The sequence below is a fragment of the Methanoculleus sp. UBA413 genome (genome assembly GCF_002502935.1).
Lineage (GTDB): Archaea > Halobacteriota > Methanomicrobia > Methanomicrobiales > Methanoculleaceae > Methanoculleus > Methanoculleus bourgensis.
In genome coordinates this window covers 70,476-85,210 of record NZ_DAQR01000117.1, presented here as the reverse complement: position 1 = coordinate 85,210, position 14,735 = coordinate 70,476, and the positions used below count along the sequence as shown (strand labels likewise).

General features: G+C 60.2%; 17 protein-coding genes and 2 tRNA genes. 13 read left to right on the top strand and 6 right to left on the bottom strand.

Annotated elements, in window-relative coordinates:
- Positions 1-811: Coenzyme F420 hydrogenase/dehydrogenase, beta subunit C-terminal domain (locus BP858_RS10200; RefSeq protein ID WP_286879427.1), on the top strand; the 811-nt coding region annotated here is incomplete at its 5' end.
- 592 nt (positions 812-1,403) lie between these two features.
- Here BP858_RS10200 and BP858_RS10195 read toward each other — a convergent pair.
- From BP858_RS10195 to BP858_RS10180, 4 genes are all read right to left on the bottom strand, one after another.
- Positions 1,404-1,475 (bottom strand) — tRNA-Arg (locus tag BP858_RS10195).
- 53 nt (positions 1,476-1,528) lie between these two features.
- Positions 1,529-2,560, bottom strand: coding sequence for a hydrogenase formation protein HypD (hypD, locus tag BP858_RS10190; protein ID WP_286879426.1), 1,032 nt, complete (start codon positions 2,558-2,560; stop codon positions 1,529-1,531).
- Between the two features lie 138 nt (positions 2,561-2,698).
- A complete protein-coding gene (locus BP858_RS10185) occupies positions 2,699-3,631 on the bottom strand; it encodes a radical SAM protein (protein ID WP_286879425.1) in 933 nt (310 codons plus the stop codon).
- 53 nt (positions 3,632-3,684) lie between these two features.
- Positions 3,685-4,863 carry a hypothetical protein gene (locus tag BP858_RS10180; protein WP_074175356.1) on the bottom strand — a complete coding sequence of 393 codons (1,179 nt, stop codon included), beginning with the start codon at positions 4,861-4,863 and terminating at the stop codon, positions 3,685-3,687.
- Positions 4,864-5,009: 146 nt separating this feature from the next.
- Between BP858_RS10180 and BP858_RS10175 the strand changes: the two genes are divergently transcribed.
- The 10 genes from BP858_RS10175 to BP858_RS10130 all read left to right on the top strand — a co-directional run bounded on the left by BP858_RS10175 (position 5,010) and on the right by BP858_RS10130 (position 13,113).
- A complete protein-coding gene (locus BP858_RS10175) occupies positions 5,010-5,741 on the top strand; it encodes a sugar phosphate isomerase/epimerase family protein (RefSeq protein WP_286879424.1) in 732 nt (243 codons plus the stop codon).
- Between the two features lie 80 nt (positions 5,742-5,821).
- Positions 5,822-5,894, top strand: a tRNA-Thr gene (locus BP858_RS10170).
- 72 nt (positions 5,895-5,966) lie between these two features.
- The gene (locus BP858_RS10165; RefSeq protein WP_074175354.1) at positions 5,967-6,404 is read left to right on the top strand and encodes an FKBP-type peptidyl-prolyl cis-trans isomerase; all 438 of its coding nucleotides are present in this window, start codon (positions 5,967-5,969) and stop codon (positions 6,402-6,404) included.
- A 167-nt stretch (positions 6,405-6,571) separates the two neighbouring features.
- Positions 6,572-7,240 carry a flavodoxin family protein gene (locus tag BP858_RS10160; protein WP_286879423.1) on the top strand — a complete coding sequence of 223 codons (669 nt, stop codon included), beginning with the start codon at positions 6,572-6,574 and terminating at the stop codon, positions 7,238-7,240.
- A gap of 190 nt (positions 7,241-7,430) precedes the next feature.
- Complete coding sequence (locus tag BP858_RS10155; RefSeq protein ID WP_286879422.1) at positions 7,431-7,745, top strand: ferritin family protein; 315 nt, start codon at positions 7,431-7,433, stop codon at positions 7,743-7,745.
- Positions 7,746-8,056: 311 nt separating this feature from the next.
- A complete protein-coding gene (locus BP858_RS10150) occupies positions 8,057-8,443 on the top strand; it encodes a DUF86 domain-containing protein (protein WP_286879421.1) in 387 nt (128 codons plus the stop codon).
- A 594-nt stretch (positions 8,444-9,037) separates the two neighbouring features.
- Entirely contained in the window at positions 9,038-9,634 is a 597-nt protein-coding gene (locus BP858_RS10145) for a DUF2179 domain-containing protein (RefSeq protein ID WP_062263285.1), read from the top strand.
- Positions 9,635-10,352: 718 nt separating this feature from the next.
- Complete coding sequence (gene hxlB / locus BP858_RS10140; protein ID WP_062263282.1) at positions 10,353-10,952, top strand: 6-phospho-3-hexuloisomerase; 600 nt, start codon at positions 10,353-10,355, stop codon at positions 10,950-10,952.
- A 10-nt stretch (positions 10,953-10,962) separates the two neighbouring features.
- Entirely contained in the window at positions 10,963-12,069 is a 1,107-nt protein-coding gene (locus BP858_RS10135) for a pyridoxal phosphate-dependent aminotransferase (protein ID WP_286879420.1), read from the top strand.
- Between the two features lie 6 nt (positions 12,070-12,075).
- Positions 12,076-13,113, top strand: a complete 1,038-nt coding sequence (locus BP858_RS10130; protein WP_286879419.1) for a M42 family metallopeptidase — start codon at positions 12,076-12,078, stop codon at positions 13,111-13,113.
- 359 nt (positions 13,114-13,472) lie between these two features.
- On the opposite strand, the gene BP858_RS10125 is transcribed toward BP858_RS10130, so the two are convergent.
- Positions 13,473-13,688, bottom strand: a complete 216-nt coding sequence (locus BP858_RS10125; RefSeq protein ID WP_286879418.1) for a ferredoxin — start codon at positions 13,686-13,688, stop codon at positions 13,473-13,475.
- Positions 13,689-13,878: 190 nt separating this feature from the next.
- Here BP858_RS10125 and BP858_RS10120 point away from each other — a divergent pair, with 190 nt between their 5' ends.
- Positions 13,879-14,214, top strand: a complete 336-nt coding sequence (locus BP858_RS10120) for a DMT family transporter (RefSeq protein WP_413788527.1) — start codon at positions 13,879-13,881, stop codon at positions 14,212-14,214.
- Here BP858_RS10120 and BP858_RS10115 read toward each other — a convergent pair.
- A complete protein-coding gene (locus BP858_RS10115; RefSeq protein ID WP_286879416.1) occupies positions 14,188-14,487 on the bottom strand; it encodes a hypothetical protein in 300 nt (99 codons plus the stop codon). The two genes, BP858_RS10120 and BP858_RS10115, sit on opposite strands and share 27 nt — an antisense overlap.
- On the opposite strand from BP858_RS10115, the gene BP858_RS10110 reads away from it, so the two are divergent.
- The coding region (locus BP858_RS10110; protein ID WP_286879415.1) for a hypothetical protein at positions 14,486-14,735 on the top strand (250 nt) is incomplete at its 3' end. The two genes, BP858_RS10115 and BP858_RS10110, sit on opposite strands and share 2 nt — an antisense overlap.

Below are 14,735 nucleotides of genomic sequence, written 5' to 3'. Positions count from 1 at the left end.
CGAGAAGTTCGAGGTCGACCCCGACGATGTCGTCAAGGAGGAGATCGACAAGGGCCAGTTCATCATCGTGACGAAGGACGGCCAGCACAAGGGCATCTCGATGGACGAGCTCGAGGATGCTGGGTATGGCCGCCGGCCGAACTGCCGCCGGTGCAAGATGAAGATCCCGCGTCAGGCCGACCTTGCCTGCGGGAACTGGGGTGTCATCGGCGACAAGGCCGGCAAGGCCACGTTCGTCGAAGTCTGCTCCGAGAAGGGCGCCGACCTCCTGAACAGGGCCGCGAAGGCCGGGGCCATCGCTACAGGGCCCGCGAACCCGAAGGGGATCGAGATCCGCGGCAAGGTCGAGAACGCGATGCTGAAACTCGGCGACAAGTGGCGGGCACGCTACTTCGAGAGCCTCGGTGAAGGGAAGGAACGCCTCCAGAAGGTAATGGAGGACTCGTCCCGGTGTACCAAGTGCTACGCCTGCATCGAGAACTGCCCGATCTGCTACTGCGTCGAGTGCAGCACGAAGAAGCCCTACCTGGTCCCGCCGGGCGTGCTCCCCGTGCCGTTCATGTTCCACCTGATCCGCTACGCCCACGTGGCGGACTCCTGTGTCAACTGCGGCCAGTGTGAGGAGAACTGTCCGATGGAGATCGCGAACTCGCTCTACATGCACGCCCTGCAGACCGACATGGAGAAGATGTTCGGCCACACCCCGGGTGTGGACATGGAACTCCCGGTGCTTGCGCTTGTTGAGGAGCAGGCGGAGCGGGAGCGGCTCTTCAAGACAGGCAGCGACCAGATCTTTGACGTGTTCAAGTAAGGTCTCCTCCTCTGGAGGAGACCTCTAGCACCCACGCGGTGCTGGCAACAACAGAGATTATAGGTTGCGCCCGGCCGGATCGGCGGGTGTATGGACGACCGTCGAACAACATCTTGGGTTCCAGAAAAAAACCTCGATGCGCCCGTGCCGGGGCGCAAGGGAAGCCGGAAGAGCGGGATAAAACCTCGGAAATTTTCTCCCGCCGACTTCCGGCCTATTTTTCTGGCAGTGCCGGAAGGCCTGTCGATTGTTCTCCCGGATCCATCCTGAAGGCCTCCGGAACCGATAAATATCGAGGCACCGGGCGCAGGAAGTTGGACTGCCAGGCCAGGTTCTTCTCTCCGTGCACAGACGTAGCGGGGGGTGGGGGCAGTGCGTGAAGATACCCCCGGGATCCCGGTGAGGGATGACCGGGTTCATACATGCCCGCATTGCGCAGCCACACCACCGGCGCGCAACGCCCGGGAGGGACCATACTAATAAACGCCAATCTGGAGGCAGACAGGTTATACCGTTCGCGGCGGAATAACGGGTCTTCACCACCACACCAGCAAAGCGCGCGAAAATAGGATCCGTATCGAAAAACAGAGAACGCCCCGGCCGGGATTTGAACCCGGGTCGAAAGCTCCGGAGGCTTTCAGGATATCCACTACCCTACCGGGACTGCCATATTATGTTGTCTGGTATGATATAAAAGGCCAGCGGAGAGAGAGGGTTTCAGGCCTTCTTCGACTCGTAGAGGTGCCATATCTTGCACGCCCCCTCATGGCTGACCATGCAGGGACCGACAGGGGTGCGCGGGGTGCAGACCTTCCCGAAGAGCCTGCAGTCTGACGGCCGGGCGACACCGCGCAGCACCTTATCGCAGATACAGGCAGAGTGCTTATCCACGTGCTGGATCTCGATACCATACTTTTTCTGCGCATCGTAGCCCGCAAACTCCGGCTTCAGGCGGAGACCCGACTTCGGTATCACCGGGAACCCGCGCCACTCGACATCGAACGGCTCAAAGACCTCGTACATGAGGCGCTTCGCCTTGACGTTCCCCTCTCGCGAGACCGCGCGCGGGTAAGCGTTGTCCACCCGGTGCACGCCCTCGCGGACCTGCTGCACCGCCATAACAAGACCAAGGAGAATATCCTCTGGCTCAAACCCTGCGACGACCTGCGGGACAGGGAACCGCTCGTACTCCTCGTAGCCCATCACCGTGCAGACGTGCCCCGGGAGGATGAACCCCTGGAGCGATGCCTCCCCCTGCTCAAGGAGCCAGGCCATCGCAGGCGGGACGAGCCGGTGACACGAGAGGATGGAGAAGTTCTCCGGCGGGTTTGCAAGGATCGCGGCGGCGACGGTCGGCGCGGTGGTCTCAAACCCGACCGATATGAAGACAACATCACGGTCAGGCTCATTTCGCGCGATCTCCACGGCCTTGTGGACGCCCTGCACCACCCGGACGTCGCCGCCGCTCGACTCAAGCGACCCCCTCGACCCCGGGACCCGCAACAGGTCGCCGTAGGTAGCGACGATGCAGCCCTTCTCCACCAGGTCCAGCGCGGCATCGATCTCACCCTGCGGCGTGATGCAGACCGGACAACCCGGCCCCATCACGATCTTGAGGTTTGAAGGCAGAACGCTCCGGAGCCCGGCACGCGCTATCGCCGCCTCATGGGTGCCGCAGATGTGCATGAGCGTGATCTCCCGGTCTACAAGAGAATGGAGTGTGTCGAGGATTTCCTTACCAACCGCCATGGATTCTCATAATTATGTCTCGCCGATAGTGCATATTAGTGCCGGTGTGAACAGAACTGCCGGGACCATGCGCACCGGCACCTTCCCTCCAATCAGCGGGAGGCACGCGAAAGACGAGGCCGCCGCATATGGGAATGATCAGATCGCCCGATAAAACACGCCCCTTTTCTCCCGTACTGGCTCGACCCGGCCCTCCGCCTCAAGAACTCTCAGGCACTTTGAGATCTCAGCCGGACGGAGACCCAGGATGCCGGCGAGGTCGCCGATCGTGCATGGTCTCCGTCTGATGGTCGCAAGGAGGAGGTCGATGACCTCCCCGGCCTTCGGCGGCAGCGCCCGACCCGTGCACGCCGCCCCGATCACCTCCGCATTCCCGCCGAGGATTGACGCGATCCGCTCGAGAGCAAGGGGCGGTGCCGGCCGGACCCAGACCTCGGTACCGGGCCGGTCGAGGGTGTTTACCTGGACGCAGTCAGGGTCGATGACGGCGATAGCGTCCCTCAGGCGGAGGATCTCCTCCTCTGTGTCGTTCAGGCCCGGGACGATAAAGACCTCGAGCCAGATCTCGCCCATGAACTCCCGGGCAAAGGCTTCGAGCCCCGCAAGTACCTGCCCGGCGGTGAGGCCGGGACAGGGGCGGTTGATCTCCTGGAAGACCTCTTCGGAGACCGCGTCAAGCGACGGAACGACAAGGTCCGCCCGCATGAGAGCGATCCTGACGTCCGGGTCCGTGAGGAGCGCGCTGTTGGTCAGCACCGCGACGCGGTAGCGTGGATACCGGTCCTTGATGAAGGAGATGATCTCGCCGATCCCTGAGTGGAGCGTCGGCTCCCCCGAGCCGGCAAACGTGACGTAGTCGAGGTCCGGCACCTTCGCGAGGTACCCATCAACCTCCGCGATGACCCGGTCCGTCGGGACGTACTCGCGCCGCTCCCCGGTGAGGCTGGTCGTCCGCCCACACTCGCAGTAGACGCAGTTGAAGGTGCAGGTCTTCAGCGGCACCAGGTCGACCCCGAGCGACGTACCCAGGCGCCGGGAGCAGACCGGGCCGAAGAGGTAGCGGTATGCCATAGTGTTATCTGGGCGTGAGAGGTCTTCAGCATTTAGCCGGAGGCAAGACCCCCTCACGCCTCCCCGATCCTGAGCATCCTCTTGCAGAAGTGGTCAACCGAGGTGAAGACCGCCCGGTTGAGGCCATCAGGGCAGGCAGGGGCATCGATGGTGACGAACCGGAGCAGGTCGGAGTAGTAGTTCAGCGAGGGGTACTTCCTCTGGAACTCATCAAGGCAGAGTGCCGCCTGCCCCTGCCTGCCCCGGAGAACGGCGTAGACGTAGTCGATAAGATGCAGGACATGCCCCGGCATCTTTCTCTCTTCGGCAAGCCTCCGAAACCCGTTGTATTCTGCGTCGCGCGGGAGGTAGAGTGCGGTCCGGAGGCCGTAGTAGACGGGCTCGAGATCGTCGGGAAACTTCTCGAGCATATCGCGGATGAAACTCAGGGCATCGCCGAGGTCACCCTGCTCGAACTTGAGGTGGTATGCCTCCCGGTAGAAGGATATATCGTCGGGAAAACGGACAAGGGCGATCTGGAGCATCTTCACCAGCGCCACATCGTTTCTATCCTGTTTTGCTCTCGCTAGCCCTATCTGCAGGAACCAGCGGTTATCAGGGAGCCATTCGGTTGCAAGGAAGATCATCACCCAGAACGGTTCGGCGAGCCATGAGTCCTGCTCAAGCTCCCCCCTGACCAGTCGCTGCAGGCCGGGCCTCAGCTGCCCGAGTTCGTCCATGTACTGGCGTGCGGACTTCAGGTAGTTCCACCGTTCCGCGGCCGAATAACCAGGTTCGGCCGATCCCTCCTTATAGAGGATATAGTGGCAGTAGGCATACCAGCACCCCACGGCGGCGTCATGCTTCCAGTACGGCCTGAGGTAGGCTGCCGCCGCGATCGGCATCCCGATCTTCATTAGTTTGACAGCAGCGGCAAGGTGGGCGCCGGCTTTCCGCTCTTTCTTCCGCTTCAGCCCACAGGCGATGTCGCAGACGCGACTGACGAACCTGGGGTCCCCGGCCCGTTTACTGACGTTAAAGACCTGGTATACAACCGCATCGATGAACTCATCGTGCACCTGGTCGGGGATGGGGACGTTTGCACGTTCAAGGATTGTGGCGATCTTCCCGAAGAACGAGGGGAAATTTTCATCGATGGCTTCGGCATTGGTCTCGATGAAGGAGAAGATCTCGGTCTTTGCTTTGTCAAGCCGGTTTGAGACGACAATCTCCGGGATGAAGCCGCCAGCCATATCTATTCGTTTAGGAGGAGGTTACCATAAACCATGTGGATTTGGCCCCCACGGCCGGTTCCGACAGCCCCCGGGGGACCGGACCACAGAGACGGCGGCCGTATATCCCGAAGATATTTAATGTACCGGCCGGAATATCCTGTATTATGTTTGGCGTCTCCACCTACTGCCTCCATCACGAGCCGCTCCCTGCAGCGCTCGAGAGACTCGCTCCCGTAACCGATTGCGTGGAGGTGATGGATGAAGGGCTGCATTACCTGGAGAACACAGAACCGCTTGAGAGTTACTCGTTTCTCTACTTCATTCATGCGCCGTCCCGGGGGGTCAACATCGCAAGCATCCTTGAGCCTATCCGGCGGGCGAGCGTCGAGGTCCTGACACAGACGTTCTCCATCGCCGCTGAGATCGGGGCTGACGTGGTCATCCACCCGGGTTACTATGCGTGGCGCCAGGAGCGGGAGCGGGCGGTGGAGAAGTTCCGGCAGTCGCTTGACGAGCTGACGGCAGCGGCCGACGACCTCTCGGTCACCTTCTTCGTCGAGAACATGGGGAACTGGGAGTACTTCTTCCTGCGCTCCTCCGAGGACCTGCCGCTCATCGATGGGATCGGGCTTGCGCTCGACGTCGGCCACGCACACCTGAACGGGTGCCTGGATGCGTTCCTCGCCCACCCGGCGGCGCACTTCCACCTGCACGACAACGACGGTACCGAGGACTCACACGACCCGGTCGGGACCGGATCGATCGATTTCGTGGCTGTGATGGATGCTGTGCGCAGGAACAACGTCATTCCCATCGTCGAGGTGGATACTCTCGAGGGCGTGACCGCCAGTATAGCCGCGCTTGAGGCGATCGATGCCGTCCGCGCTGGGGAATAGGGGCGGTCTTGCCCCGCTCATCCACCGGTTTCAGCCGTAACCTTTTATAGGGAAAAACTCCAACATAGTTGGTGCGTCAAGCCTCAGTGGCTCAGCCGGTAGAGCGCGTCCTTGGTAAGGACGAGGTCCCGAGTTCAAATCTCGGCTGAGGCTTCCTGTTCTCATTGCTCAAGATAAGTTCTATTGAATTCTGCGATAAAATTACCCGATACCGATTAGATAATCATGGCACCCGTGACAGACGGCGACACCCTGCTCCTGCACTTCACCAGCACCCGCCCCGACGGTGAGATATTCGAGGATACCCGCTCGGGAGATCCGGTGCAGGTGACCCTCGGCAAGAATCAGATTAACCCCCTGTTTGAGGAGGCGCTGATCGGAAAAGAGTCAGGCGAGACGGTGACCGTGGTGCTGCCCCCGGAAAAGGCCTATGGAAGATTCCGCAGGAAACTCGTCGTCACGATTAAACGCAAGAATCTCAAACTCGACCACGAACCGGTTCCCGGGGAGTTCATCAGGGTCGAGGTGATGGGAAAACCCTGTATGGTGACCGTCGTAGACGTGACCGAGAAGAGCGTTACCATCGATGCAAACCACCCGCTTGCAGGAGAGACGATCACCTATACGATCACGGTCGCGGCAATACTTCCCCGGGCTGGCTAGGCCCTCGTGGAAGCGCTCGACCGGACCCACGGTTATACTCCCTCACGCGAAAATCTTCGCATCCGACGAGATTGCCCTCCGGCCCGTAGAGGCGTCCAGGCCGGAACCTTCCGGAAAGCTTCATAACCAGGTGCGATCGATAGGCGCCGCTGTCTGGAGTTGTCACCATGAAGATACTCGGTATTAATGGGAGCCCCCGGGGCGAGAGAAGCGCCACCTTGCAGCTTATCACAGCGGTCCTCGAAGGCGCGAAGGAGAAAGGCGCAGAGGTCGATGTCGTGAACCTCATAGACCTCGATATCAGGTTTCGCAACGCGTGCAGCGCCTGTTTCCAGGAGGGCAGGTGCGTCGAGGAAGATGATTTCCCGGAACTCTATAAGAGAATCAAGGCTGCCGACGGGCTTGTGCTCGGGTCGCCCGTGTACATCGACCAGATCACCGGTCAGATGAAACTGCTCATCGACCGGATGGCCGATGGAATTCAGTGTCAGGCGCTCTCGGGGAAGTACGGGTGTTCGGTCTCCACCTCGGGCGATCACGCCGAGCAGGCGGTCGTCACGTACCTGAACCACTTCCTCCAGATGCTCGGCGCGACGCCGGTCGGCGGCGTGGGGGTCGCGACCAGGAAGGACCAGAATGCCCTGACCCGGGCGGAAGAGGATGCCCGTGAGCTCGGGAAGACGCTCGCCGAAGCGATCCTGACCCGGCGGCGGTACCCGGAGATCGAAGCGTTCCACCAGCGGTTCCAGGAGAAGTTCAAAGCGGTCATCACCGGCGCAAAACCTGAATGGCCGGGCGATTACGAGCACTGGGTCAACCAGGTCTGGATCTGGTGAACCCGCGACAGCCTTCGAGATTCCCCGTGCACCATCCGGCCCCTTCGAGGCATCAGGGTAAAAACCGCCCCTATCCCGGCGGTGCCACTTCCCGGACGGCCGCAGTTACGGCAGGCCCGAACCTATATATAAGCTCAGGCATATGCGCCTGCGGGAGGCTCCGCCAACCTCTCCCAGGAGGTTATGTGATATGCCCGATTTCTCAAATCCCTTTGCCGGGAACCGCATGGAACGCAAGCTGGACCGGAACGAACTTATCCGGACGATCCGGTTCTCGATCGCAGCTGAATACGAGGCGATCCAGTTCTACGAGCAGATTGCCGAATCGACCGACGACCCGCTGGTCCGGAAGGTGATGCGTGATGTCGCAAACGAGGAGAAAGAGCACGCAGGAGAGTTCCTGCGCCTCCTGCGCGAGATTGAGCCGACCGAAGAGGAGTTCTACCAGCACGGCTACGAGGAGGTCGAGGAGATGATCGGGGAGGTTAAGATGCGCGGGAAGTAGTTCTCGTTCTTCTGCCTCCCCGGCCTTACCGACAATCGCACCAGGTAGCACCCGGGCTAGCAGGCGAATGAGGTGTTTAAGAGAAAGGCGGACTGCAGGAGGAGTTCACCCAATGGCTCAGGGAAAGTCCGCCGCTCTCTGCAAGCCGCCGCCGGGAAGGCAGCATCGCTCATCAACGCAGGCATCCTCCTCCTGCCGCTCCGGCAATACATCAGCGATTCCAATTCCCCCCAAGGAGCATACACCCAAATACGACTTCCGGTGAAACCTCATCAATGGATACTCGCGCGGGGACGAACCAAGAGAGGGTGGTGCAGAAATGCAAGGCGTTAATCGACCGGGTGGAGTTCATCGAGGCGCACTTCTCCGAAGAGGTCCTCACCGAAAGGATTCTGCGCAAGGCTATGTACAAGGAGTTCCAGGAAGCAGTTGAAGCAGCGGCCGACATCTGCGCTCTGGTGCGGCGCAGCCTGGATTCATCGGCACAGGACGATTACAGCAACATTGACTACCTGGTCGAACGGGGGGTTATCCCGGCAGGTCTCGGCAGATCCCTGAAGGAAGCAAACGGTCTTTCGAGCAGGCTGGTCCACGAATACGATGGAATGAACGACTATATAGCGTATACCTCGATCCCAGGACTTACCGGAGCCTTACGCGAATTTTCCGGGGTGATGCTCACGTGGCTCTCCAGATAACTGGTGCAGGACTCCTCGAACATTTCCATGAGGTGCTGCCGTCCATCAGGGGCATCCTCATCTGGGTCGCATATCAAAGGCTATGCAGACGAGCGGTCGGAGATCGATGTCTGCCTCATTCTAAGCGAGGGCGCCGATCGTGCTCCGATCTACAGGCACGTGCTCACGGCGGGAGAACACTATGATATCGTCATCTTCGATTGAGACCCCCGGTACCTCAGGGGTGAGATCCTGGAGGCGCATACGGTGCTCTACGCGGACGACCCGAGCGACCTGGACTACTGGATATACAAACAGCGTTCTGTCTGGCGGGATATGAAGCGTCGGCAGATGCCGGCCCCTCCCGGCGCCCTGCTCCGCCGCGTACGCCCATGAGTACGGAAGATGGCAAAATGGATGCAGGAGAACCGCAGGCTGTAGAGCAAAACACCGGCAGATCTCCCGATCACATCCTGGTGTTCTGCGCTCCACGTCAACTCTTAACCCGCGCATTCTTAAGCAATATCCTATAAGTTGTGTTTTTAGGGATTTTTGGTTCCTGGAATATATTATATAATGGATATAATTATGAAGTCTGCTCGTCAAACATGATGTATGCTCGGCATCGTCCCGGATATCGACCCGGCAATCGTTTCTCTGATTATAGTCCCGACATTCATCTTCTTCGCACGGATCTGTGATGTCACCATCGGGACGATGCGGATCATCTTCGTGGCCCGGGGGATGAAGATGGTCGCCCCGATCCTCGGGTTCGTCGAGGTCTTCATCTGGATCATTGCCATCGGTCAGATCTTCCAGAACCTCACAAACCCGCTCAATTACTTCGCCTACGCGGCCGGGTTCGGTACGGGAAACTACGTCGGGATGCTCGTCGAGGAGCGCCTGGCGATGGGGCTCTCCCTCATCCGGATCATCACCCAGCGGGACGCAACCAATCTCATCGACTACCTCCGTGCCTCCGGCTACGGGGTGACGGTCCTTGACGCCCAGGGGAAACAGGGGCCCGGCAAGGTCATCTTCTCGGTGATCAAGAGGAAAAACATCAAGGATGTGGAGAACGCCATCCACGAGTTTGCCCCGAAGGCGTTCTACTCAGTTGAGGACATCAGGCGTGCGGCCGAAGGGACGTTCCCCATCGCCCCGAGCCCGACGCCGTTCCGCCTCAACCGGGTCACCCGGAGAGGGAAGTGAGGCCTCCCGGGGGCAGGATGTCAGGAAGACAGCATCGCATTACCATCGGGGGAGTGACTCGTCCTTCGCCACAGGCGCCCCCATGCGGTTGCCGGCAGGCGGCAGGAACCCTACCGGCTCGCAGGGCACCTGGCGCCCACGCGGCAGAAGACCGGCGAGAGAAAACACAGTCCCGCCCTGCCCATAAGGATACAGGAAGACCGTGCCATATCGATCGCCCGGAGCATCGCCGCCCCGCGCCCCCGCATCACGATAGGATGGGCGGGTGGCCCGCGGTGCGCCTGATCTGCCTCCAGTACAGGAAAATATACCCACAATCTCCACGACAAGGATTAAAGAAGTAAATAACACCACAGAACGGATTTCAAACCTCAAATATCGGCCCACACGCCCTGGACGCTGCACCGGACTCCTGCGCATTTTCAAGGTAATTTCCAGCAACCTTTTTCCGTCTCCAGAGTGAGCATTTGGGGTTGCAGAAGCGACGGAGACCCATGAAAAATATCGTTATCAGCATAAAGGGCACAAAGAAGGCGATTTTCAGATTCCCACAGCCGCCAATCACGCACTGGACCAGTTCAGGGGGGGTTTCTGGCAATAACCGGGCCCTCTCCTGGGCCGGTCCCGGCGGCCCGGGGGAGTGGGGAACCACCCCCACAAAAGCACATCTTAGATATTCTAATGTATGTTCTCGTGAAACGTAACAGAAGGAACTACGATGACAGATCACCCGGTTAAGAATATGATGCGGTTGATGGCGACCAAGATCAGGACCATCGCGGATGTGATCTCTGACGAACAGATCGACGCGCTGATAGACGAGATCCTGAATGCGAACCGTATCTACACCATGGGCGCGGGGCGCTCCGGACTGGTAGCAAAATCCTTCGCCATGCGGCTGATGCACCTCGGCCTCTCGGCGTTCGTCGTCGGGGAGACGGTGACGCCGGCTATGAAGTCGGGAGACATCATTGTCGTCTTCTCCGGGTCCGGGGCGACCAAGACGGTTGCGGATATCTCGGAGACCACAAAGGAGATCGGCGGGCGGGTCTGCCTCGTCACCTCGAAGAAAGAGTCAAGGATCGGTCGTATCGCCGACTGCATCGTCATCATCGAGAGCCAGCGGGACAGGGTGGCCGACGAGTCGGCGGAGTTCGAGATCAGGCAGATGATGGGCGAGCACAAGTCGTTTGCGCCGCTCGGCACCATCTTCGAGACGACCGCGATGGTCTTTGCAGACGCCATCATATCCCGGCTCATGGAGATCACCCGGTGCAGACCCGAAGACCTCCAGTGCCGGCACGCGAATATTGAGTGAGAGGTAAATCATGAGCGAGCACAGGTACGCCGCCCGGGTCAGGTCGGTAGAGATGTCGGGTATCAGGAAACTCTTCGATGCCGGGGGGCCGGACGCGATCAATCTCGGTATCGGGCAGCCCGACTTTGATACGCCCGATCACATCAAGGAGGCCGCAATCGCCGCCATCAGGGCGGGTAAGACCGGCTACACCCCAAACGCCGGGATCCCGGAACTGCGGGAGGCGATATGCGCGAAGTTTGAACGGGAGAACGATCTGACCTTCCGGCCGGAGCAGATCCTCGTCACGGCAGGGGGGAGCGAGGCCCTCCACCTCGTCATGGAGGCACTCGTGGACCCGGGCGACCGCGTCCTCATCACCGACCCAGGGTTCGTCTCCTATGCCGCTCTGGCGACCTTTGCCGGGGGACGGCCCGAAGGCGTGCCGCTCGATGAAACCCTCCATATCGACGTCGAGCAGGCGAAGGAGCAGATGGACGGGGCACGGCTCTTCGTCCTGAACACCCCCGCGAACCCGACCGGCGCCGTCGAGAGCGAGGAGTCGATCCGCGCCCTCGTGGAATACGGCAACGACCGGGGCGTCACCATCGTCTCTGACGAGGTCTACGAACACTTTGTCTACGAAAAGGCGCATGTCAGCGCAGCCCACTTTGGCGACGACGTCATCACCGTCAACGCCGCGAGCAAGACATACGCCATGACCGGCTGGCGGGTCGGGTATATCGCTGCGCCTGAGGACTATATTCCGGAGTGCCTCAAGGTGCACCAGTACGCCCAGGCATGCGCGACATCGATATCGCAGTATGCTGCGCTTGCGGCATACACCGGCGACCAGGAGCCGGTTAAGCAGATGCGGGAGGAGTACCGCGTACGGAGGGATCTCCTCTATGAGGGGCTCTCCAGCCTCGGATTTGAGTTCCCCCGGCCGGAAGGCGCGTTCTACGCCTTCGTCCCCATGGGACGAAACCTTATACAGAAGGCCATCGAAGATGGTGTCATCATCGTGCCGGGCGAAGCGTTCGGCTCGAAGGCACCTGATTATGCACGCTTCAGCTACGCGACGTCCCGGGAGAACCTCTCCCGGGCGGTTGGGAGGCTGCAAGCGCTGGTGGAGTGATATAGAATGGTAAAAGAGTTACTCAGGAAGTTATCGGACGCTCACGGCGTCTCGAGCAGGGAAGGAAACATCAGGGATATCATCAGGGCAGAGCTTGCCGGGTCGGTCGACGAGATCACCGAGGATGTGATGGGCAACCTGATCGCCACCAAGCGCGGTGACGACTTTTCCATCATGCTCGCCGCCCACATGGACGAGATCGGCCTGATGGTCCAGTATATCGACGAGAAGGGGTTCATCAGGGTTGTCTCCATCGGCGGATGGTTTGGGCCGGTGCTCTACTGCCAGCGGGTGGTCCTGCACGGGAAGAAGGGGCCGGTTATGGGGGTCATCGGCGCAAAGCCTCCCCACGTGATGAAGGAAGAGGACCGCAAGAAGGAGATCAAGATCGAGGATATGTTCATCGACGTGGGTGCCACCTCTGCCTCGGAGGTAAACGACCTCGGCATCGAGATCGGCACCCCGATCACCATTGACCGGGAGTACACGGAACTTGCCGGCAACCGGGTGACCGGGAAGGCGCTCGACAACCGGGTCGGCGTCGCGATGCTCATCCGGGCGTTGCAGCAGGCGAAGTCCCCCCACACGATATACGGCGTCTTCACGGTCCAGGAGGAGTTGGGGCTGAAGGGGGCGAAAGTCAGTGCCTACACCTTAAACCCCAACTGCGCGATCGCAACCGATGTCACCATCCCCGGCGACCACCCGGGGATCGAGAAGAAGGATGCGAGCGTGGAGATGGGTAAGGGTCCGGTCATCGAGCTGGTCAGCGCGAGCGGACGCGGCCTCATGGCCGACCTGCGGGTGGCCACGTGGCTCCGGGAAACCGCAGAGAAGAACGACATCCCCTATCAGCTTGAGGTCGGGACCGGCGGCAACACCGACGCGACCATCATCCACCTCGAACGGGGCGGCATCCCGAGCATCCCGTTCGCGATCGCCACCCGCTATATCCACTCCCCCGTCGAGGTGGTCGATACCGGCGACCTTGAGGCAGGGATCAGGCTCCTCGTCGAGGCGCTGAAGAGCAAGCCCGCACTCTGATGCGGCAGACAAAACTCATTTTTTCGGAGAATCCGCCGGGCAGCTACTAAGGGCGGGTGGCTTCTTCCCGAAAGGGGCTACGCTCCCTCGGACAGACCATCGGAAAACAGGGATGCCCGAGAGACAGGTTCCGATCCCGGGCGCATTCCGGCCCATGGTGCAGTGTCTTTTTTGTTCACAGACCTTCACCGCCTTGGTCTGTGGACCCGCTGCATCATGTTGATACACCCCTTGGGTGATCCCACTCTCAGGCAGTTCCTCCATAGTTTCAATAGTATAAAAATTTTATTATATTATAGAAATGACCATTATCCCTAGCCCGTACATCCGATCGGCACCTCGGACCCGTCGTAATCGGATCAGCCCTCTACAAAGATGACCGTCACCGGGCATGAGTCGGCAGCTTCTACAGCGCAGTCGGCGAGGTCTTCCTCGCCCTCAGCATGGTTATCGTTGACCCGATACCGCTCCGTGATCTCGCTGGATGCCGATCCGCAGCAGATACATCCCGATCTGTCGATGATAGCCTTCACCGATCCACCGCCATTTCGGTCCCGGGAAGGGTACTCTTCCATGTTAAATGCGACGGAAGCAGGCGGCCGTTATCGTTTCCTTCGGGGGAGGGGGCCGTTCTCCGCAACCGGGAAGCAGCACGCCCGTCCCCTGCAGGGAGAAGGCTCGCCCGGGGAGCCCGATCACGACCCGCACATCGGCAAAGTATATCACTTACCCTCCCAAATATGAGAGGATCTATCTATGCGGGAGATTGCCTGGATAACTCTGTTCTTCGCCGGACTCCTGGAGACCGGCTGGGCACTTGGGTTGAAGTATACCGACGGGTTCACGAAGGTCGCGCCATCTGTGGCGACCCTTGCCGTGATGGCCGGGAGCATCTACCTTCTCTCGCGGTCTCTCACCGTCCTTCCACTTGGGACTGCGTATGTCGTCTGGACGGGGATCGGAGCGGTGGGGACGGTCATCGCCGGGATTTTCCTCTTCGGTGAGTCACGGAGCGTCGCCCGCCTCCTCTGTATCCTCCTGATTGTATCAGGGATCGTGGGGTTGAAGCTCTGTTCAGATCCGTCCGGGATGTCGTCGTAGAACCCTTTGTCCGGCGCCTACTACCATCATAAGGTCCTTTGGGCCGCCGGCACAAACATCGGCATCACATCCCGGGTTGTAAAGCACGGGCGCTCTGCGGGTGCCTCGCCCCTGATGAAGACACCGAGACCCGAAGGCGATTTTTCCTTCGTAGTTGTGCCAGGCCTGCACGAACTCGTCGCGGTCCATGACGGGCCTCATCCTAATCAGGTCGGGGTCTTCGAGATAGACGGAGCGGTCGTCAACCCCGATCACGACCATGTAGTGGCCCATGGCCCAGGTCTCCTCCCAGGTCTTATTGGGCTCCTTCCGGGGCTGGGCGTCGACAATTGACCGGGACGCCGTCACGGAGCGAGGCCTCGAGATCGGCTATGGTGAGGTTATCCTTCCACTCTGCCTCAAGCCCGAGCGACTTTGCGACGCGGACCATGTCCTGGGGATAGGTCCCATGCACGGGCGTCGTATTGAGGTGGGCGCGGAGGTCCGTCTGAAAGGAGGCAAGGCCCTAGTGGACCATTTCA